This is a genomic window from Burkholderia sp. BCC0097 (assembly GCF_902832985.1).
Classification (GTDB): domain Bacteria; phylum Pseudomonadota; class Gammaproteobacteria; order Burkholderiales; family Burkholderiaceae; genus Burkholderia; species Burkholderia orbicola.
In genome coordinates this window covers 475,905-496,391 of sequence record NZ_CADFDM010000002.1, presented here as the reverse complement: position 1 = coordinate 496,391, position 20,487 = coordinate 475,905, and the positions used below count along the sequence as shown (strand labels likewise).

18 protein-coding genes are annotated in these 20,487 nt (G+C 68.4%); 2 read left to right on the top strand and 16 right to left on the bottom strand.

The features are described from left to right. Nucleotides 1-12: 12 nt before the first annotated feature. Genes HWX07_RS07460 through HWX07_RS07425 form a run of 8 tightly spaced genes read right to left on the bottom strand, consistent with a single transcriptional unit; the run spans nt 13 to nt 7,564 of the window. Nucleotides 13-345 (bottom strand): NIPSNAP family protein, encoded by a 333-nt coding sequence (locus tag HWX07_RS07460; RefSeq protein WP_175875802.1) that lies wholly within the window; start codon nt 343-345, stop codon nt 13-15. Next, a complete protein-coding gene (locus tag HWX07_RS07455; RefSeq protein ID WP_175875801.1) occupies nt 335-1,963 on the bottom strand; it encodes a bifunctional 3-(3-hydroxy-phenyl)propionate/3-hydroxycinnamic acid hydroxylase in 1,629 nt (542 codons plus the stop codon). The genes HWX07_RS07460 and HWX07_RS07455 overlap by 11 nt, the downstream gene beginning before the upstream one ends. Then, nucleotides 1,960-2,859, bottom strand: coding sequence for an alpha/beta hydrolase (locus HWX07_RS07450; RefSeq protein ID WP_244129947.1), 900 nt, complete (start codon nt 2,857-2,859; stop codon nt 1,960-1,962). Before HWX07_RS07450 ends, HWX07_RS07455 begins: the two co-directional genes overlap by 4 nt. A 27-nt stretch (nt 2,860-2,886) precedes the next feature. Then, on the bottom strand, nt 2,887-3,492 hold the full coding sequence (locus tag HWX07_RS07445) for an amino acid synthesis family protein (RefSeq protein ID WP_027809147.1): 606 nt from the start codon (nt 3,490-3,492) through the stop codon (nt 2,887-2,889). Nucleotides 3,493-3,540: 48 nt separating this feature from the next. Beyond that, on the bottom strand, nt 3,541-4,056 hold the full coding sequence (locus tag HWX07_RS07440; protein WP_074807686.1) for a VOC family protein: 516 nt from the start codon (nt 4,054-4,056) through the stop codon (nt 3,541-3,543). 12 nt (nt 4,057-4,068) lie between these two features. Continuing rightward, nucleotides 4,069-5,106, bottom strand: a complete 1,038-nt coding sequence (locus tag HWX07_RS07435) for a sialidase family protein (RefSeq protein ID WP_175875799.1) — start codon at nt 5,104-5,106, stop codon at nt 4,069-4,071. 15 nt (nt 5,107-5,121) lie between these two features. Continuing rightward, a complete protein-coding gene (locus HWX07_RS07430; RefSeq protein ID WP_175875798.1) occupies nt 5,122-5,934 on the bottom strand; it encodes an SDR family oxidoreductase in 813 nt (270 codons plus the stop codon). 49 nt (nt 5,935-5,983) lie between these two features. Then, nucleotides 5,984-7,564 carry an acetolactate synthase large subunit gene (locus tag HWX07_RS07425; RefSeq protein WP_175875797.1) on the bottom strand — a complete coding sequence of 527 codons (1,581 nt, stop codon included), beginning with the start codon at nt 7,562-7,564 and terminating at the stop codon, nt 5,984-5,986. A 390-nt stretch (nt 7,565-7,954) separates the two neighbouring features. Here HWX07_RS07425 and HWX07_RS07420 point away from each other — a divergent pair, with 390 nt between their 5' ends. Further along, nucleotides 7,955-10,060 (top strand): TonB-dependent receptor, encoded by a 2,106-nt coding sequence (locus tag HWX07_RS07420; protein WP_175875796.1) that lies wholly within the window; start codon nt 7,955-7,957, stop codon nt 10,058-10,060. Between the two features lie 36 nt (nt 10,061-10,096). Here the strand turns inward: HWX07_RS07420 and HWX07_RS07415 are convergent, their stop codons facing one another. The 6 genes from HWX07_RS07415 to HWX07_RS07390 all read right to left on the bottom strand — a co-directional run bounded on the left by HWX07_RS07415 (nt 10,097) and on the right by HWX07_RS07390 (nt 17,066). Continuing rightward, a complete protein-coding gene (locus HWX07_RS07415) occupies nt 10,097-11,350 on the bottom strand; it encodes an arsenic transporter (protein WP_175875795.1) in 1,254 nt (417 codons plus the stop codon). 38 nt (nt 11,351-11,388) lie between these two features. Next, entirely contained in the window at nt 11,389-12,654 is a 1,266-nt protein-coding gene (locus HWX07_RS07410; protein WP_175875794.1) for an MFS transporter, read from the bottom strand. A gap of 21 nt (nt 12,655-12,675) precedes the next feature. After that, complete coding sequence (locus tag HWX07_RS07405; protein WP_175875793.1) at nt 12,676-13,224, bottom strand: hypothetical protein; 549 nt, start codon at nt 13,222-13,224, stop codon at nt 12,676-12,678. 42 nt (nt 13,225-13,266) lie between these two features. Next, the gene (locus HWX07_RS07400; protein WP_244129946.1) at nt 13,267-13,839 is read right to left on the bottom strand and encodes a hypothetical protein; all 573 of its coding nucleotides are present in this window, start codon (nt 13,837-13,839) and stop codon (nt 13,267-13,269) included. Between the two features lie 378 nt (nt 13,840-14,217). Further along, entirely contained in the window at nt 14,218-15,594 is a 1,377-nt protein-coding gene (locus HWX07_RS07395; RefSeq protein WP_175875791.1) for a sigma-54 dependent transcriptional regulator, read from the bottom strand. Next, the gene (locus HWX07_RS07390) at nt 15,576-17,066 is read right to left on the bottom strand and encodes a HAMP domain-containing sensor histidine kinase (protein WP_175876153.1); all 1,491 of its coding nucleotides are present in this window, start codon (nt 17,064-17,066) and stop codon (nt 15,576-15,578) included. The genes HWX07_RS07395 and HWX07_RS07390 overlap by 19 nt, the downstream gene beginning before the upstream one ends. Before the next feature lie 195 nt (nt 17,067-17,261). Here HWX07_RS07390 and HWX07_RS07385 point away from each other — a divergent pair, with 195 nt between their 5' ends. Further along, nucleotides 17,262-18,218, top strand: a complete 957-nt coding sequence (locus HWX07_RS07385; protein WP_175875790.1) for a mannuronate-specific alginate lyase — start codon at nt 17,262-17,264, stop codon at nt 18,216-18,218. Nucleotides 18,219-18,234: 16 nt separating this feature from the next. On the opposite strand, the gene HWX07_RS07380 is transcribed toward HWX07_RS07385, so the two are convergent. Both HWX07_RS07380 and speB read right to left on the bottom strand, forming a co-directional pair. After that, nucleotides 18,235-19,356 (bottom strand): porin, encoded by a 1,122-nt coding sequence (locus HWX07_RS07380; RefSeq protein WP_175875789.1) that lies wholly within the window; start codon nt 19,354-19,356, stop codon nt 18,235-18,237. Nucleotides 19,357-19,512: 156 nt separating this feature from the next. Beyond that, nucleotides 19,513-20,481, bottom strand: coding sequence for an agmatinase (gene speB, locus HWX07_RS07375; RefSeq protein ID WP_175875788.1), 969 nt, complete (start codon nt 20,479-20,481; stop codon nt 19,513-19,515). Between the last annotated feature and the right edge of the window lie 6 nt (nt 20,482-20,487).

Here is a 20,487-nt window from a genome sequence, read left to right as displayed (position 1 = left end):
GTGACGGTCGCATCACGCGACCGATGGCGGTGCACGCAGCAGGCCGCCGATTTCCTGTCGGAGGATCTGGTTGTTTTGCCGGACGAGCAGATGCCGGACCTTGCCGCGAAACGTCCTGAATTCGGGATCGGCCATCAGCACCGCGCGACGCCGGGCGCGATCGTCCAGCGACTCGAACGCCCACAGATAGACGAGCTGGTTCAGCGGCCCGATCTCCGTCGCAAAACAGCCGACCATCGTGCCGAGTGCGTGCTCCTGCGGCGCGCGACCGCATTCCGCATACAGCCGCAGATACTCGGCGACGCCGCCCGGCACCAGCGTGTAGGTGCGTTGCTCAACAAACATCCGCGGTCTCCCGTTGTCGCGCTGCAAACGCCTGGAACGCCGCGGTCACGCCGGCCATGCCGGCGGTGTCCGTCTGCGCCGCCACATAGCGGTCCGGACGGACGACGACGAGCGGCGCCGCGTGCCGGTCGAACCATTCGGCCATCGCGTTGTCGACGTCCTCGACGCACACGCTGTCGTGCGCGCTCGCGATGCGCTGCTCACGGCACGTTCCGCTGCGCGACCGTACGATCTGCACGAATTTCGCGCCCAGCGCGGTCCAGAACGCGCGATCGTCGTCGCTCAGGCATGCCTGTGGATCGCATCGCCAGCCGATGATCGCAAACCACGGGCCGAGCACGTCGTCGAGCTTGCGACGTGCACCGTCGGCCGTTTCGACGTCGGGTTGGACGATCATGCGCCCGACGGCGTCCGACGTGCCCGTGACCACGACCCCGTGCGTATAGCTGGGCATCGGCTTGAAGCGCATCTGCAGCACGTAGTCCTTCAGACCCGGCGCATACCGCGCGAGCCCGAGGAACCGGTCGCGCAGGAACGCGACCAGACGGCTGGTCGGCATCAGCATCGCGCCGAACGTGTCCGCGAGATCGATCATCGCTTTCGCATGGTCGCGCCGCTCCGATTCGTACGTCGAGATCACGCTCCGGTGCAACGTGCCGTTCACGACCCCCGCCAGCTTCCAGGCCAGATTGCCCACGTCGCGCAGTCCCGCGTTCAGCCCCTGGCCGATCCACGGCGGACTCAGGTGCGCGGCATCGCCGATGAGCGCCACCCGGCAGGCGACGAAACGTTCGGCCACACGAGAGTGATGCGTGTAGGTCCGCGCACGCACGATCTCGATGCGATCGACGTCGTCGACGTACGGCGCGATCAGCGCGCGGATCGACTCCGGTTGCGCGATCGCCTCCTCGTCCTCGTGCGGAAACACGAGAAATTCCCAGCGTCGATAGTTGAACGGCAGATAAATGCAGACGTTCGGGCGGCGCGGATCGCAGTTCAGCGCGGTACACGGCTGGTCGAGCCGCGCGTTCTTCACGTCGACCACGACCCACTTCATCGGATGCGTCGTACCGGCCAGCCTGATGCCGAGCATCTCGCGGACGGGGCTGCGCCCGCCGTCGGCCGCCACCACGTAGTCGGCATCGAGTTCGTATTGCTGCCCGTCGGCGGCGCGTACCTGAAGCGTCACGCATTCGTCGTCCTGCTCCAGACCGACGACCTCTTCGCCCGTACGCAGCGACACGTGCGGATAGCGTGCCAGTGCATCGCGCAGCGTGCGTTCGGCCAGGTGCTGCATGAAGATGTTGCGGCGCCACCAGCCGAACTCGCGCATCGACGGACGGATGTCGGCGAAACATTCGCCGTTCGCCTTGAACATGCGCAGCGGCACGTTCTGGATGATGTCGCGGCTCAGTTCGTCGGCCAGGCCGGCCGTCTGAAACAGCCGCAGCGCCTCGTCGTCGATGCCGACCGCGCGCGGGAATTCGACGATCCGCGGCGCCCGTTCGACGACGATCGTATCGACGCCATACAGGCCGAGCAGGTTCGCCATGGCCGCGCCGTTCGGCCCCGCGCCGACGATGGCGACCGAGGTCCGGTTCCGGTTATTCGCTTTCATTCGCCCACGCCTCCCCCGCGCCATGCAGGGTCTTCGAGACGATCGAGCCAGGTGCGCAGCGCGCGATTGAACGCATCGGGCTGATCGTCGTGCACGTAATGCGTCGCGCCGGGAATGTCGATCCGCTCGATTTCCGCATGGGCGGCCGCCATTTCGGCCGCCACGTCCGCGGACAGGAAATCCGAGTCGCCGCCGCGCAACAACAGCGTGGGCACGTGCAGGTTGAGGATCAGCGGCCACAGATGGACGAGCTGCTCCGGCGTCGCGGCCAGCCGTGCCGCCGCGATCCCTTGCGCATCGTGACGCCAGACGATCCGGCCTTGCTCGCCCTCTTTCAGCGAATGCGCGAGGCGCGAATCGAGCGCGGATTCCGTGATGTTCGGCCGCTGGCGTCGCCAGAACGCGCGCGCGTCGTCCCACGACGCGAACGCGTCCGGAGTTTCCTGCAGCTCGCGCTTGATGCGCTCGGAACCCGGCGAGCCGGCCGACGCACCGGGGCCCATGTCCTCGATCACGAGGCCGGCGAGCCTTTCTGCGTGCCGTTCCGGTTGCGACGCTGCGTAGACGAACGCATTGGCGCCGCCCATCGAGTGCCCGACCAGCACGAATCGTCGCAGGCCCAGTGCGCGCACCAATGCGTCGAGATCGCGCACGTAGGCTGCCGCGTAGTAGTCCCGCCGCGGATCCCAGTCACTCAGCCCGCGCCCGCGCTGATCGAGCGCGACGACCCGGTAGCGGTCGACCAGCGCATCGGCGACGGGCGCCCAGGTATGCGCGTAACTGCGCAAGCCGTGCAGCATCACCACGGCCGGCGCATCGTCGCGCCCCCAGCTCACGTAGTGCAGCCGCAGTCCATCGCTGTCGACCCATCCATCCTTGACGGATACCGTGTTCATGATGTGCTCCCCGATCGGCATGCGCGCTCAGACCAGACCGTCGCGACCGACGATCTCGCTCGCCTTCAGGCCGCCGAGCCGTGCATGCAGCCGCCCGCGGGTCGCGAACGCGAAGATCACCAGCACTTCGTCGTCGTTCGGCGCGTCGGGAAACAGGCACGTCACCGTGTCGTAGTGCGAGCGCACGTAGAGTGCATCCTTGTGCGCGAGCGGCACGTCGATCACGGTATTGATCGGGCCGCGCTTGCCGCTCGACGGCACCCACGATTTGCCGCCGCCCAGCGCCGCGCGGATCGGCTCCGCGAAGATCGACGTGAGGAACGCGTTGCCGTGTTCGTATTCGCCGGCCGAGCCGACCAGGCACGCCTTGCCGTAGCTCTCGATCGCGCGGCCGTCCGCGAGCGACTCGATGCGTCGCGCAAACTCCTTGCCGAGCGCGGGCGACGGGCGCACGAGATCGTCGAGGTTTTCGCTGAATCGCCCTGCATACGGGTTGTGAACGGCCGCGGCGATCACGATCTTGCGCAGCGGCTCGCCATCCGCGAGCTGGCCGGTTTCGTTCGCGAGCGAATCCTCGATCTGCGTGTACCACTTGCGGATGTGAAAGCCTTCGAAATTGGCGGTCTTGCTCATTTGCATTCCTATATAAGACGTCGATGATGCGGATTGAAAGGCGGCGTTTCAGTCGAACAGCGGTTCGAGCTGGACGGGATCGCTCGGCGCGTTGTATCGATGCAGCACGCGCTTGCCCTCTTCATCGTCCGTGACCATTTCGCAGAAGAATTCGAGCCGGTTGCCGTCAGGGTCCGTGAAATACACGCCGATCCCGACCTTGTGGTCGGTGATCTTGACGATCGGCACGTCGCGGCGAATCAGCATCCCGTACAGGCGGCGCAATTCGGTCAGCCCGCCGGCGATTTCGAGGCCGTAGTGCTGCAGGCCGATCGTGCCGAGCTCCGCATCGGACGCCGCGCGAATCAGCGCGATGTCGTGGTGCTTCTGGCCGAACGACATGAACACCCACTGCGCGTCGCGCGCGGTTTCCGTCATGCCGAGCACGTCGGCGTACCAGATGCTCGAGCGGACGGGGTCGCGCACGAACAGCGACAGGTGGGTGCGCTGCACGCGCGGCGTCGGCAGCGGCAGGCCGCTCGCGTTCGCACGCTCGGCGCATTGCCGGATATCGGACGGTGTCATCGTTCGCTCCGCTCAGTGGGTCGACTGCGCGTGGGCGGCCAGCGGCGCCTCGAACGGCGTCCACGCGACCGCCGTGATCTCGCTGAACTCGCGCCATTCCTTGGTCCAGTTCCGGCCGCCGTCGCGCGAGCGGAACAGGTGCCCGTACTTGGTGCCCGCATAAACGAGCGCCGGCCGGGCCGCATGCGCGCCGAACGCCCAGAACGTGGAGTTCGGCGGCGTGTGCAGATCCGTCTCGTGCCACGCACGGCCGCGGTCGGTCGAGCGATAGATGCGGCTGCGGGTGCCGGGCGTACCGTCACCGATCGCCATCAGCAGGTCGCCTTCCGGTTCCGGCAGTTGCACGACGGTGCGCGTGTAGTACAGCCCGTCGAAGCGGTCGCGCGACAGCTTGCCGTCCCACGTCAGGCCGTCGTCCTCGCTCACGTACACCGCGTTGACCGTCAGCAGCACCGTGGTCTTCGGGCGGCCTTGCATGGCGGGCAGGATGGCGATCGCGTGAATGTCGCTGTTGCGGATCGCGGTGCCGGGGCCGTCCACGCGCGTCCAGCTCGCACCGGCATCGCGGCTGCGCCACGCGCCGCCCTCCTCCACGCCGTACCAGACGTTGCGGCTGTCGTCCGGATCCACGCAGATCGTCAGCAGCCGCGGACGATTGACGCCCGAGCAAAACTCCGGAAACTCGGGCGCCGCTCTCTCCCAGGTCACGCCCGCGTCGCTCGACTTGTAAAGCGCGGCGCGCGACGGCGCGCCGGTGCCCGCGTAGAGCACCGCCGGGTTCGCCGGATCGATCGCGATCGACCAGACCGTCTGCCCGTTCAGCAGGTTGTCGGGCCGGAACCAGTGCGCGCCGCCATCCTCGCTGATGCACAGGCCCGAATCGGCGCCGGCATAGACGCGCGACGGCGTCGCGGGGCACACCGCGAGCGCGCGCACGATGCCGTCGAACTCGATCGGTTCGGCGAGCCCGAGGCGATGCCAGGTCTTGCCGTCGTCGTTCGAGCGCAGGATGCCTTGCCCGGCGGTGGCGACCAGTACGGTTGCGGTCATGAAATGCTCCTTGTGTCAGAGAAAAATGCCGCGCGTGAGCCCGCCGTCGCAGCCGATCGACTCGCCGGTGATCGAGCCGGACTTCGGCGACGCGAGAAACGCGACGATCCACCCCATTTCTTCCGGCTGCAGCACGCGACGGATCGGCGTGACCTTCACGTAGTTGGCCTCGACCTCCGCGGCCGTGAGCCCCTGCTTCTGCGCTTCCTTCTCGTAGAGCTCGTGGATGTGCGGCGTCTCGACGACGCCCGGGTGAATCGTGTTGACCGTGATGCCGAACGGACCGAGCTGGTCGGACAGCGTCTTGGTCAGGTGCACGATCGCCACGTTGCGCATGCCGGACAGCTGTTTGCTGCCGCGGCCGGTCAGGCCACCGATATTGACGATCCGGCCGAAGCCGTTGCGCCGCATATACGGCGCGGCCGCCTTCGCGCAACGCAGGTAGCCGACCACCTTGATGTCGATGTCCTGCAGCAGCCCCTGCGGATCGGCGTGCTCCAACTCCGCCCGTACGAGCCCGCCCGGATGCGCGGCGCCGTTCAGCAGGACGTCGAGCCGGCCGAAACGCTCGACGCTCGCGGCCATCGCCGCTTCGATCGACACCATGTCGGTCGTGTCCACCGTGACGGGCAGGATCTCGCCGGCCGCGTCGCCGAGCGGCGCGAGCGCCGTGCGAATCTCGGCGGCCGCCGCTTCCAGATGTTCGATGCGTCGCGCGGCGATCGCGACGTTGACGCCTTCGCGCGCCAGTTCGAGCGCGACCGCCTTGCCGATGCCCATGCTGCCGCCGGTGATGAACGCGGCTTTTCCGTGCAGTTGCAGATCCATGTCGATGAAAGGTGAGAGTCGGGATTGAGGAAAGGAGCGGGTTGCGCGATCAGGACAACTGCATTTCGATGAGCGTCGGCCCGTCGGTGCGCGCAAGCGCATCGTCGAGCGCTTGCACCAGTGCACGGGTGTCGCTCGCGCGTTGAGCCGGCACGCCGTAGCCGTGTGACAGCGCGAGCCAGTCGATCGGCGGGTCGTCCAGTTGGGTGAGGCGGCTGGCATGCGGCGTATCCGCCGGCAGGCCGCTGCGCGCGAGTTCGGTCTGCAGGATGCCGTAGCGCCGGTTCGAGGCGATCAGCATCACGATCGGCAAACGCTCGCGCGCCATCGTCCACAGCGACTGGATCGTGTACTGCGCACTGCCGTCGGACTGCAGCGCGAACACGCGGCGGTCCGGGCACGCGACGGCCGCACCGAGCGCCACCGGCAACCCCTGGCCGATCGCGCCGCCCGTGTTCGTGAGAATGGTGTGGCGGCGTGCACGCGCCGATGCGGTCACGAACGGGTAACCACACGTGCCGCCTTCGATCGACACGATCGCATCGTCGGGCAACGCATTCGCCAGCACGCGGCCGACGGCCTGCGGCGTCAGCGGCCCGCCGTCCACCTGCCAGCGCTCGACGGGCAAGCCAGCGGCGCCCTCCGGCGCACCGACGCGCTCGGCCAGCGCTTCCAACGCGTCGTCCGCTGCGTCGCCCGGCTCAGCCAGCGTCACGATGTCCTCGGGCCGCGCGAGTTCGCCCGGAATACCTTCGTAGCCGAAGTAGGTGACGGGCGCGAGCGCGCCGGCCAGCACCACGCGCCGGCCGGCCAGCGCCGCGAGCGCCGGCTCGGGGAAATAAGGCAGGCGGTCGATGTCGGGCAGGCCGCCGCCGCGCTCCGCCCGCGCCGGAAAAGTCTCGCTGAAGCAGGTCGCGCCGGTTGCCGCGGCGATGCGCGCCGCCGCCCGCTGCCCGCGGGCCGACAGCGCGCGCGCGCCCATCAGCAGGACGGCGCGATGGCCGCTGAGCAGCAGATCGGCCACCCGTTCGACGCGAGCGGCATCGAACGACACCGCGGCCGGGCGCACGACGGCGGGCGACGCCGCACCGCGCACCGTGGCCGACTGCAGATCCACCGGCAGCACGAGCGTCGCGACGCCGCGCTGCGCGCCCATCGCGGCGGAAATCGCATCGGCCGTATCGGTCGCGAGATCCGTGTCGCGCGCCACGCTGCGATACCACACCGACACTGGACGGGCGAGCGACTCGATGTCGGACGTCAGCGGTGCGTCGTACTTCAGATGCTCACGCGTGTGGTCGCCGACGATGTTCAGGATCGGCGTGCGGGCGCGGCGCGCATTGTGCAGGTTGGCAATGCCGTTCGCATGGCCGGGCCCGAGGTGCAGCAGCGTCATCGCCGGCTTGCCGGTCATGCGGCCATAGCCGTCGGCGGCGCCCGTGCACACGCCCTCGAACAGCCCGAGGATCGACCGCACGCCGGCCACGGTGTCGAGCGCACCGACGAACGGCATTTCGGTCGTGCCGGGATTGGCGAAACAGACGTCGACGCCGGCGTCTCGCGCGGTGGCGAGCACGACGCTCGCCCCGCTTCTTGCTTCGGTATCGCTGTCCAACTGTGGGATGTTCATGCGGCTGCTCGACGGGTTTGGCTGAAGTGGTTTTACTGTAATCCCGAATTACGGGATTTGTCAAACAACCCACTCCGTTTTTCCGATCCACAACGGATCACGTTTACCCGACATTTCTCGCAATTTCACCGTACGAACGAGATGGAGGCACTATCCGACCCTCTCCATGAAACGATTAATTTCCCACAATTCGGTATTTTGCAAAACCCGCACACCAGATCGACCGCCTCCGTGCCGTGCACCGTTCCCCTCCCCATCAATTCTCAAAATTACGATTGCAAATGCCTCTCATTTGCATTAAATTGCCGCGCAAATGTACTGTTTGGAACACAGATGTCGGCGCGAGGCCGCCCGCCGTGCCCGAACGCGAGCGACACGAAAGGGAGAGGTATGAGCAGGAGGAACTGGGCGGCCGCACCGATGGCCATCGTCGTCGGCACGACCGGCATGGGCGCCGCCGACGCGCAGGAAACGGCGCTGCCCACCATCGAGGTGTCCGCGCAACGCGCGACGGCGCCGTTTCGCACGCGCGAATCGACGAGTGCGACGCGCAGCGAGGCGGACGTGATGGAGATTCCGTTCGCGGTCAGCAGCGTCGGTACGAAGCTGATCCAGACCGTGGCCGCCACGCGCGGCGACGATCTTTACGACTGGGTCGCGGGCGTCTCGCGCCAGAACAACTTCGGCGGCCTGTGGGACAACTACGCGGTGCGCGGCTTCGCCGGCGACGGCAACACGTCCGGCACCGACTACCTGGTCAATGGCTTCTCGTGGAATCGCGGCATGAGCGTGCCGCGCGACACCGTCAACCTCGAGCGCATGGAAGTGCTCAAGGGGCCGGCGTCCGCGCTGTATGGCCGCGGCGATCCGGGCGGGATCATCAGCTATACGACGAAGCAGCCGCAGTTCGCCCGCGCGAACACCATCGGCGTATCGGCCGGCAGCTACGGCGCGTTGCGCCAGACACTCGATTCGACCGGCCCCGTCACGAAATCGCTGGCGTACCGCTTCGTCGCGATGAACGAGAACAACGGCAGCTTTCGCGACACGGTGTCGAGCAAACGCTACCTGTTCTCGCCGTCGTTCACGTGGGACATCGGCGCGGACACGACGCTCCACTACGAGTTCGAGAGCGCGCGTCAGCGCGCGCCGCTCGATCGCGGCGTGCTGGCGGTCAACGGGCAGCTCGGCGTGATCCCCGCGTCGCGCTTTCTCGGCGAGCCGCGCGACGGCGACTACGACGTGCGCAACACGGGCCACCAGTTCACGCTCGAGCATCGCATCGATTCCAGCTGGTCGATCAACGCCGGCGTCGCGCAACGCAACACCGACCTGTCGGGGCGCTCGTCCGAAGCCTTCTCGTTGCAACCGGACGGCCGCACGCTTTGGCGCCGCTACCGGCAAGTCGCGTTTCACTCGAACGACCTGCAAGGCCGCCTCGAAACCACCGGCGCGTTCCGCACGGGCAGCATCGGCCATACGCTCGTGATGGGCGTCGATGCGTACCGCTTCAACTACGACCAGTTCGTCACGCGCTCCACGCCGAGCGCCGCGGCGCCGTACGCGATCGACATCTTCGATCCGGTCTACGGCCAGCCCGCGCCGACGCCGCGCACCGCGACCAACCTGCTCGAACGCGACGACGGACAAGGCATCTACGCGCAGGACACGCTCGCGTTCGGGCCGCACTGGAAGATCCTGGCGGGGCTGCGCTGGGATCGCTTCCACCAGTCGATCGACAACCGCCTGAAGGGCGTGACGACGAGCCAGTTGCAGACCGCGCTGAGCCCGCGTATCGGCGTCGTGTATGAAATGAGCCCCGCGTGGTCGTTCTATGCGAACACCGCGTATTCGTTCCGGCCGAACAACGGTGCCGACATCAACGGCCGCGCGTTCGATCCCGAAAAGGGCCACGGCTACGAAGCCGGTGCGAAATGGGCGGGCGCGCGCTCGCTCACGACCGTCTCGGCGTTCTACGTGACCAAGCGCAACGTGCTCACCGCCGATCCGGCGAATGCCGGCTTCTCGCGCGCGGCCGGCGAAGTGCGCAGCCGCGGCGTCGAATTCGAATGGAGCGGCGACCTCGGTCACGGCCTTCGCGGCATCGCAAACTTCGCGTACGTCGACGCCGAGGTCACGCGCGATTCGGTGCTGGCGCCGGGCTCACGCCTCGTCGACGTACCGCGGTTGAGCGGCAGCGCGCTGCTGATGTACGAGACGACCCTGCCGTTCGCGGACAAGGCCGGCGCGGGAGCCGGCGTGATCTATGTCGGCCGCCGCGCCGGCAACACGGCCAACACGCAGGACGGCTTCGAGTTGCCGGCCTACGCGACCGTGCAGCTCAACGGCTACCTTCAGGTCAACAAGCACCTGCGTGCATCGGTCGTGCTGAACAACCTGTTCAACCGCACCACCTACGTCAGTTCGTACAACAGCCTGTGGGTCACGCCAGGCGCGCCGCGCAGCCTGTTCGCGTCGCTCGCCTACTCGTTCTAGGTCGGCCGGGACGGCTGACGCGACACGCATCGCGCGTCATCCGCCGACCACGAACCGCGCGCCCAGCGCGAGCAGCAACGCGGGCGGCATCACGCACGCCCCGACCGCGAGGAATGCGCGGAAACCGACCTGCAGCCCTTCGCGCCGGATCGCCGCGAGCCACAGAATCGTCGCGAGCGAACCGGTGACGGACAGGTTCGGGCCCAGATCGACGCCGATCAGAATCGCGTCGACCACCGTTTGCGGACTGTGCGCGGCCTGGATCGTCGAGCTTGCGATCAGCCCGGCAGGCAGGTTGTTGACCGCGTTCGACACCAGTGCGACCGCGACGCCGGCCGCCGCCGCCGCGATGTGCTCACCGCTTTGCATCAGCGTATGCAGCAGCCCCGCGAGTACGCGCACCGCGCCGGTCCGGTCGAGCGTCTCGACGACGACGAATAATCCCGCGACGAGCGGCAGCACGCTCCATGAAATCGCGCGAACGATCGGCACGCCGGCCGCGCGATCCCGCATCACCACGCATGCGACCGTGACGACACCCGCCAGCGCGGTCGGCAACCCGAGCGGGCGATCGAACACGGACACCGCCATCAGTGCGACGGCCGTTGCGGCGATGCCCGCGAGCGCGATGCGTCCGCCGCTCGTCAGCGGCTGCACCGGCAGCCCCGACTCGCAACGGCCGGCAAGCGCCCGTCGCTGCACGATCCTCAGCATGACGAACGTGCATGCGATCGACGCGACGGACGGCGCCGCGAAGTGCGCAAGCCATGCGCCGAGCGCCGGCATGTGCGCGCCGTACAGCACCAGGTTCGCCGGATTCGAAATCGGCAGCACGAAACTCGCGGCATTGGCGACGAGCGCGCAGCTGTACAGCAGCGGCATCGGATCGGCCTTCGCGCGCCGCGCGGCGGCAAGAACCGCGGGCGTCAGCACGACGGCGGTCGCATCGTTCGACAGGAACACCGTGGTAACGACACCGACCGCGTAGATCAGCGCGAACAACCGCCGCGGCGAGCCCTGTGCGAGATTGACGACGTGCGTCGCGACCCAGTCGAAGAGCCCCTCGCGACGAGCCGCCTCGGACAGCAGCATCATGCCCGTCAGAAAGAGGTACACGTCGCCGCCTTTCGCGACGGCGTCCAGCGCCTGCGCGACGGGCAACAGGTTCAACACGACCAGCAGCAGCGCGCCGCTCACGGCCCAGATGGCCTCGGGCCAGCCGAACGGGCGCGTGATGACGCCCGCGGTGGCGAGTGCGGAAATCAGCCAGGCAAGCGAAACAGGATTCATGGGCAGGTGGATGGAGGCATGGGGAATCGATATCGCTTTCACGACGATGTCGCCGATAGATCGGCGGGCTTGCCGCACACGCTGCTCAGCGAGCGCGCATGACCGAGCCATAGCGCGAGCGAGCCCGTGGACACGGCGCCCAGCACGACGAACGCGGCCGGATAACCGAAGTGCTGCGCGAGCACGCCGCCCAGCACGGGGCTGAGCGCCGCGCCGATGCCCTGCGCGGTCGCGACGGCGCCCTGCCCGGCATTCACGCGGCCGGAGCCATGCAGCAAACGAACCACGAGCGCGGGCACGACCACGCTTTGCAGGCCTGCGCCGATGCCGTCGAGCACCTGCACCGGCCACACGCCCGCCTCGCTCATCCACGCCGCGGCGACCACCCCGCGCACCGGCAGCACGAGGTACGAGAACAGCAGCACGCGCCAGTAACCGTGCGAGCGAATCAGCCGGGGCGCGAGCCACGCCGCCGCGACCATCACGCACTGCGCGATGACGATGGTCTGTGCGGTGAACGCGCTCGGGTCGCTGCGATGCGTGACGACGACGCCCATCCCGTAGAGCGGCAGCATCGCGGCGTTGCCGAGATGAAACAGCGCGAGCGACGCCCCGAGCAGCACCAGCGGCCGGTTTTCGGCGAGCGTGCGCAGACCGTCGACGTGCGACGTCGACACCGCGCCGACCGCATCGGGATGCGCAGCATCCGTTCCCGGTGCGGTACTGGCAGGATCGAGACCACGGGCGGACGCATGGTCGATCGCCTGCCCGGGAATCGCCAGCGTGCTCACGATGGCGAGGGCCGTAAACACGCCGACGAGCGCGAACACCGCATCGAATCCGACATGCCAGCCGAGCCACCCGGCGAGCGCCGCCCCGGCGACGTTGCCGGCGTGGTTCGCCATCTGGTTGCGCCCGAACTGCCGGTCGAAACCCTGCCGGCGCACGATGCCGAGCGTCACGCCCGCGACGGCCGGCGCGAGCGCCGCGCCGCTGACCGCCGCCAGGATCTGCGACGCCGCCACCGCCGGATAACCGTGGACGAACATCAGCGCGAGCGACGCGAGTGCCGTCGCGGCGGCCGCCACGACGATCAGCGCCCGCTTCGCGCGCACCGCGTCGACGAGCGCGCCGGCCAACGGCGTCGCGGCCATCGCGGCGAGCCCGGCCAGCGTCATGACCGAGCCGATCGCATCGGCGCCCCAGCCGCGCGACAGCAGGATGACGCCGATGAACGGGCCGATGCCGGCCTGCACGTCGGCCAGGAAGAAGTTGAGCGCTTCGAGCGCGCGTGCCGGCCTCATGGTCGTCTCACCGTCGCACGATCATTCGGCGTCCGCATCGACCAGCTCGGCGATCTCGCTCACGTCGAGCGTCGTGCCGTGCGGCGTGGCGACGCCGTGTCCCCACGCCTGCACATGAACGCCGGGACGCAGATAATCGTGGAGGGCTTCAGCCGCATGCGGCGGCACCCGCAGCGCGACGCCGCTCGTCAGCAACGCGCCGTTCAACTCGCCTTTCGGCCCATGCAGCCCGAACGCGACTTCGCCGCTCGATTCCATCGGCTGTCGAGCAGCGTGCGTCGGCTTCGGCGGTGCAGCGTGCGCGGGCCCGTCGTCGACGATGTCGACGCCGTCGCGGCCGGTCAGTTGCACGGCCGAGATCATTGCCGCGCGACGCGGCTTGACGCCCCGCACGCGGATGCGGTCGCCGACCGCGACACGGCGCATCAGTTCGCGGCCCAGATGCGGCGGTACGTGAACTTGCAGGTCGCCGTTCAGGATCAGGCCGTCGATTTCTCCGTGCGGATTGAGCAGGAATTGCGTGACGCGGCCGCGCGTTTCGGGCAGGCAGGCGGGATCGATCCAATGCATGGCAGAACTCCTTTCGATGGATGGAGGAATAGCGTCGCGCGATCAGCGCGCGGCGTCGTCGTAAAGATTCACGACATGGCCCGGCGCGCCGAACGCCGTCGCCTGCAGCGCTTCGCCGTAGGCGTTGCGCGTGCCGTAGCCGATCGCGGCCACGCGCTCGCCAGGGGCGAGCAGCGCGCCGAATTGCTGGGCGGCCGGCACGGTCAGCTTGACGATCGCACCGCTGTCGAGCATCACGCCGTCCGGCTCGCCGCGCGGGGCACGCGTCACGCGGCGCACGACGCCGGATACGCTCAGGCGGGCGAGGTTGACGCCGCGCAGCATCGGCGGCACGGGTGCGGCGGGCGCGGGCGGCTGATCGGACAACGACGCACCGGTGCCGTCGTTGCGGACCACGCGTGCATGGATTTCATCGTCGCCGCGTCGCTCGCCGGCTACCGTGACACGCTGACCCGACCGCACGAGCGCCGTCAGTTGCGAACCAAGATGCGGCGGCAGGCGGACGAGCGTGCCGTCGGTGAGCAGGAAGCCGTCGACCGCGCCTTCCGGATTGATCGTCAGGCGCGACAGCGTGCCGGACACCAGCGCGTCGGAGGCGGTGTCGTTTCCGGGCATGGCAGGCACAAGCGCACGAGGCCGAGGAGGAGGAGGCGGCGGAGGCGGCACGGCGCCGGCCGGGTCTTCCGCGCGCGGTGGCGGCGGCACCTGCGCCACGCTGACCGTTGCGACGGCAACGAGTGCGGCAGCGAAGAGCATGCGATACGACCGGTGAACGGCGACACGGCGCCGCGGCCGCGATCGAACGACAGGCAGGTACGACTTCATGACGGACTCCGGCGACGGGTTGCGATGCACCGATATCCGCAATACCCGTGCCAACCCGCGACGCCCCGCGTGGCCGTGCGCCGAACGACGACGCGCGCCAAACCTGTCGGATTTCCCGACACGTTGCTTCAACGAATGTCGTCGATCCCGACAGTTGCAGCGGGGTGGTTAGTCGTCCCGCTCGATCCCGAGATTCGCCATGCGCGCATAGAGCGACTGGCGGCCGATCCCGAGCTGCCTCGCGGCTTCCGCACGATTGCCGTTCGCGCGCTCGAGCGCGTGCAGGATTGCCGCGCGCTCGACCGTCGCCAGCGCATCGGGCAGCGGCATGTCGAGCAGGTGCGCCGGCACCGCATCGGCGTCCGATTCGCGCGCGGGCACGGCGGCCAGGCCGAGGTCCGCCGCGCTGACGGCCGGCCCGGGGGCGAGCGCGGCCGCCCGCTCCATCACGTTGCGCAGTTCGCGGACGTTGCCCGGCCAGCGGTGATCGAGCAGCGCGCGCTGAGCGTCGTTCGTCAGATGCAGCGCGCGCATGCCTGCGGCGTTGCCCAGGAAATGCGCGGCCAGCGGCAGGATGTCGGCCACACGCTCCGCGAGCGGCGGCAGGTGCAGCGGAATGACGTTCAGCCGATAGAAGAGATCTTCGCGGAACGTGCCGTCCGCGACGGCCGCGGCGAGGTCGCGGTGCGTCGCGGCCACGACGCGAATGTCGATCGCCGTCGCGCGGTCCGCGCCGAGCGGCATCACCTGGCGCTCCTGCAGCGCGCGCAGCAGCTTGGCCTGCATCGCGGCGGGCATGTCGCCGATCTCGTCGAGAAAGAGCGTCCCGCCGTCGGCCTCGACGAGGCGCCCCGCGCGATCGGCATGCGCCCCGGTGAACGCACCGCGACGATGCCCGAACAACTCGCTTTCGAGCAGATCGGCCGGGATGGCCGCGCAGTTGACGGCGACGAACGGCCCCGCGTGGCGGGCCGATGCGGCATGCAGCACGCGGGCCGCGACCTCCTTGCCCGTGCCCGTCTCGCCGGTCAGGAGCACGGTCGCATCGCTCATCGCGGCCCGGCCGATCTGCTTTTGCACGTCGCGCATCGCGGCGCTCACGCCCAGCAATCGCGGTCGGTCCGCCGAAGGTTCGCCCGCGAAACCGCTGTCGGAGGGCGCCGGCGCGGGCGGCTGATTCGCCGACACGATGCGTTCGAGCAGTTGCGCGATGTCCCGACGCCCGATCGGCTTCGTCAGGTGATCGAATGCGCCGAGCCGCATCGCTTCGATCGTGTTGTCGCTGGTCGCATGGGCCGTCAGCATGACGACCGGAATCGCGGCCAGCGCGGGATCGTCACGCAGTTGCGCCAGCACGGCCAGCCCGTCCAGATCCGGCAGGCGGAAATCCAGAAAGATGCATTCGATGCCGCCGCCGTCGCGCAGCGCGCTCAGCGCGGCCCGGCCGGATGCGGCCTCGACGGCCCGATGACCGAGATCGGCCAGCGTTTCGGCGAGGCCGTCGCGAAAGGCCGCGTCGTCGTCGACTATGAGGATGTTTGCCATGGAATTTCAATCACGAATGCGGCGCCCCCGTCGAGGCGCGCCTGCCCGCCGTGCGCCGCCGCCACTTCGCGGACCACGGCAAGACCGAGGCCCGTGCCGTCCGCACGCCCCGTCACGAACGGCTCGAAGATCCGCTCGCGCTGCGCGGCCGGCACCCCGGGGCCGCTGTCCGACACGGTGATGCACAACCAGTCGCGCCCGGCGAACGCGCGCCGCTCGGCGGTGAGCGTGACCGCGCCGCCGTCGCCCGCGTGGTGCAGCGCGTTGAGCAGCAGGTTGTCGAGCGCCCGCCGCATCTGGTCGGGATCGAAGGCGGGACGATCCGACGGCCACGCGAGCCGTTCGCCCTGCCCCGCGAGCGACACCGTCAGGTCGATCGCTTGCCGCTGCGCCAGCTCGCGGTGCGCGTCGACGACCTGCGCGAGCCACGCGTCGACGTCGACCCGTGTCGCATGCGGGCGCACCGGCTGCGTCAGCGCGAGCAGGCTCGACAATTGCGCATCGATGCGCTCGATCTGCGCGAGGATCACACGCAATGCGTCCTGCTGCCGCCGGCCGTCGCCGGCCAGCGCGTTTTCCGCCTTCAGCCGCATCGCGCCCATCGGATTGCGAATCTCGTGCGCGACCTGCGCGGCAAGCTTGCCCAGCATGCCGAAGCGTTCGGCCTGCGCGAGCCGCGTACGGAGCTCGTCGGCCTGCTGTTGCAGCCGGTCGGCGCGGCGCGCCCGCTCGTTGAACGCATCGATGACGCGGTCGAGATCGGGTTCGCCGACGTACGGCAGGTGATGCTCGCGACCGTCGGGCCCCAGCCCGCTCTCGATCCGGGCGAGATTGCGCTTCCAGCGGCGCAGCGCCACGGCCAGCGCCGCCGCGATCGCCAGAATCACCGCGAGCACGGCCGCGAGCCCTGTGGCCAGCAATTCCCCGTGCCGGCCCAGCGGCGGGCGCGCCCGCGTCAGCATCCACACGTACAGCCCCGCGCCGCCGCGTACCGGACAGGCCGCCGCGATCACGGCATCCTGCGCGCCTTCGACGACGTTCGCCGTCGCCGCATGCGTCGCGGCCGCGGCATGCAGCGTGCGGAGGATCAGCGGCGTTTCCGCTTCCGGAACGTCGCGTTTGACGCCGCTGCCCTGATAAGTGGGAAACGAATACGCGAGAAAGCCGCTCGCCTCGGGCGCGGCGCCGGGCATCCAGAACCCGCCTTCCATGTCCGGCGCACGCGAGAGCACGATGTCGAGGATCGCGTGCATCAGATCCGGGGCAGGCCCGGCGCCCGCCGACGCGGAAGACGCGCCGTAACGCGACGCGACCGCTTCGCAGGCCGACGCGCCGGCGGCCTTCGCGCTGGCCACTTGCTGACTTTCGGCGGAACTCGCCGTGACCCAGACGACCGCGACCAGCGTCGCGCACAGCGCCGCGACGAGTGCCCAGAGCATGACGAGTTGGGTGGAGAACGACGGACGCTTCATCGGATCGGGCTGGCGGTTGAGGACGACAGAATAGCGCATTGCATGCCATGCGAGGCCGTCACGACCGCCATGCGTCGCACCGGCGGCCGGCGGATCGGAACGGCAACGGCTCGCCGTGGAAAGCCTGGCGAAAGTCCCGGGCGCTAGACTGCCTTCGCTCCAGCGTTCAGCCCGAAACTTCCCCGTCGAGCCCCCATGCGCACCGTCTCCGTTCGAACCTTGTTCGCTGTCCTCTTCACCGTCGGCACGCTCGTCGGCACGGCCACCGCCAGCCGCGCGTGCGAAGTCCCTGCCCCCGTGCGGACGATCGATCCGCCCGGCTACTACGACGACCCCACCGGTTATGCGCGCGACGTGAAGCCGATGCGCGACTTCGTCGCGAAGCTGAACGCGGCGGCGGATCGCGGCGACTGGTCGTGCGCATTGACACTGCTCGACAACTGGGCGCAATCGGACGCGTTGATGGGCCGCCTATCCGGTTATCAGGGCTACTACGAACGCTCGTGGGCCGGCACCGATTTCGCGATGGTGATCCTGCGCATGCCGCGCGGGTTGCGCGACGCGAACCGCGGGAAATTCAATGCGATCGACCCGTGGCTCGAACGCATCGCGATCGCGACCCGCAATGCGGAAGCAATCAACCATCTGCACAACAATCTCGTGTACTGGGCCGGACTCGACCTGATCGCGATCGGCGTCGTCATCGACAATGCAAGCCTGATCGATTCCGGCTTGCTGCGGGTACGCGAAGGCATTCGCGACATCGGCCCGGACGGTTCGCTCGCGCGCGAGGTGAAGCGCGGCGACCGCGCGCTCCACTATCACACCTTCGCGCTGCTGCCGCTCGTGTTCGCGGCCGAACTCGTTCAGCGGCGCAACATCGATCTCTACCGCGAGAACGACGGTGCGATCGGCCGCCTCGCGAATCTCGTGATCGACGCGGTGGAAGATCCCGCGAGTTTCAGGAAGATCACGCCGATCAGGCAGGACCTGTTTCCGTGGACGTTCCGCGACGAACTGAGCTGGGTCGAGCCGTACTACGCACGCTTTCACGATCGCCGCCTGCCGGCGATCATCGCGCCGCGCCGCCCGTTCAGCGAATGGCGGCTCGGCGGCGACGTGACGGCGGCGTGGGGCGCGCCGCTGCCATGATGCGCGGCGCTCGCGATCAGAAGCGGTGGCGAATGCCGACGATCGCGAGTTCCTGGGTCGCCTTGCCGCCGTCGACATACGCGTCCGCAATCACTGCCTGCGCGGGGCCCGCGCCGTTGCTGCCCGACGCGTGCCCGTAGCTCATCGTCGCGTAGAGATCGGTGCGCTTGCTGAGCGCATAGTCGGCCGCGAGCGTGACCTGCTGGTACGTGGCCGACGAATCGCCGTGCGATTTCAGGTAGTTGTAACCCGTCTCGAACAGCAGCGCCGGCGAAGCCTGCCACGCGACAAACACCGAGCCGTTGTTGTAGCGCTCGGTCGCGCCGAACGTCGAATTGCCGTCGCGCAGGTACTCGGCATAGCTGTAGTGGCCACCCAGCGTGAATGCACCGAGTACGTAGCTGACGCCGGCGCGCGCGATATTCACCGCACTCGCGGTCGCGTAGGCATTGTTGACCGGCGACAGGAAGATCGTATCGGCGCTGCTTGCACCGCGCGTCGACAGCACCGCGTTACCGTTGTCCAGATGCGCGTAACCAGCCGCGACGGTCAACGGCCCGGCCGTGTACGACATCGCCGCGTTGTACGCCTGACCCGAGCCGACCGAGCCGGCCACGCCGCCGAACCCGTACATCGCGGCCACCTGCAGGCCGCCCCACGACGGGCTCACCCATTTGACCGCATTGCTGTTGCGGACCGAGCCGTCGGCGTTGTCGATGTCCCCGGGCGCCGTGAAATACTCGAGGAAATTGTTCCCCTGCACCGGCAGCACCAGGTCCTGCAACGTGTCCTGCTGACGGCCGGCCGTCACCGTGCCGAAGCCGCCCGACAGCCCGACGAACGCCTTGCGTCCGAACAGCAGGCCGCCGCTCATCTTGCCGCTGTTCACGTTGAAACCGTTCTGCAGGTTGAATAGCGCGCTGAGGCCGCCGCCGAGATCCTCCGTGCCTTTCAGTCCCCACTGGCTCACGGACATCTGCCCCGACTGCAGCTTGACCTGGTTGCTGGCGCCGCCGGTGTTGTGCGTGTACTGAATCGATTCGTCGATGACGCCGTAAAGCGTGACCGAGCTTTGCGCGAATGCGTTTCCGCACATGCCGGCCGCGCACGCAAGGGTGGTCGATGCGATCCATTTCATTGCCGTGCTCTCCTGTCGTTGCGGGTTGATCCATCTGTTTGATGCACTTGCGGCTTCATTCTTCTTTTCATTCGTATAACGAATCGATATGAACGATATCGATTCGACCTTTTACCGGGGCCCGCCGGCGACGCGAATCGCCGGCGGGCCCCGGGCTTACCGCGCCGCGCGAGCGCGATGCCTGAACAGGCAGACCAGCTCGCTCGCTACGTGCGCGGCGGCAAGCGCGGTAATGTCCGCGTGATCGTAGGCGGGCGCGACCTCGACCACGTCCGCGCCGACCAGGTCGACCGACGTGAGCCCGCGAATGATCGACAGCGCCTGCGCGCTCGACAGGCCGCCCGGCACGGGCGTGCCGGTGCCCGGCGCGAACGCCGGATCGAGCCCGTCGACGTCGAAGGTGAAATAAGTCGGCCGCGCGCCGACGATCTCGACGATGCGCGCAATGGTCGCGTTCACGCCGTGCTCATGCACCCATGCCGCATCGAGCACCGACACACCCATGAAATCGTCGTTCCACGTCCGGATGCCCACCTGCACCGAGTGGGCAGGGTCGATCAGCCCGTCCTTGATCGCCTTGTAGAACATCGATCCGTGATTGAGGCTGTCCGGTTGATCGTCGGGCCAGGTGTCGCAGTGCGCATCGAAATGGATCAGCGACAGCGGCCTGCCGTACTTTTCCGCATGGGCCACGAGCAGCGGGTAACTGATGTAGTGATCGCCGCCGAGCGTCAGCATCCTTGCACCGGCATCGAGGATCGTTCGCGCATGCGCGACGATCGTCTCCTTGACGGTCGACGGATTGTGCACGTCGAGCCAGCAGTCGCCGTAGTCGATCACCGCGTAGTCGTCGAACGGATTGATCCCCCACGGATACGGCAGCAGCACGCCGAGCTGGCTGCTCGCCGCGCGAATCGCGCGCGGGCCGAGCCGCGCGCCCGGGCGGTTGGTCGTCGCGATATCGAGCGGCACGCCGGTCACCGCGAGATCGACGCCGGCCAGCTCCTTCGTATACAGGCGCCGCATGAACGACACCACGCCCGCATAGGTGTTCTCCTTCGACGAACCATATGGCGATTCGCGGCGGATCGCACCGTCGCCGCGCACGATCGACTGCTTCTGCATGATGCG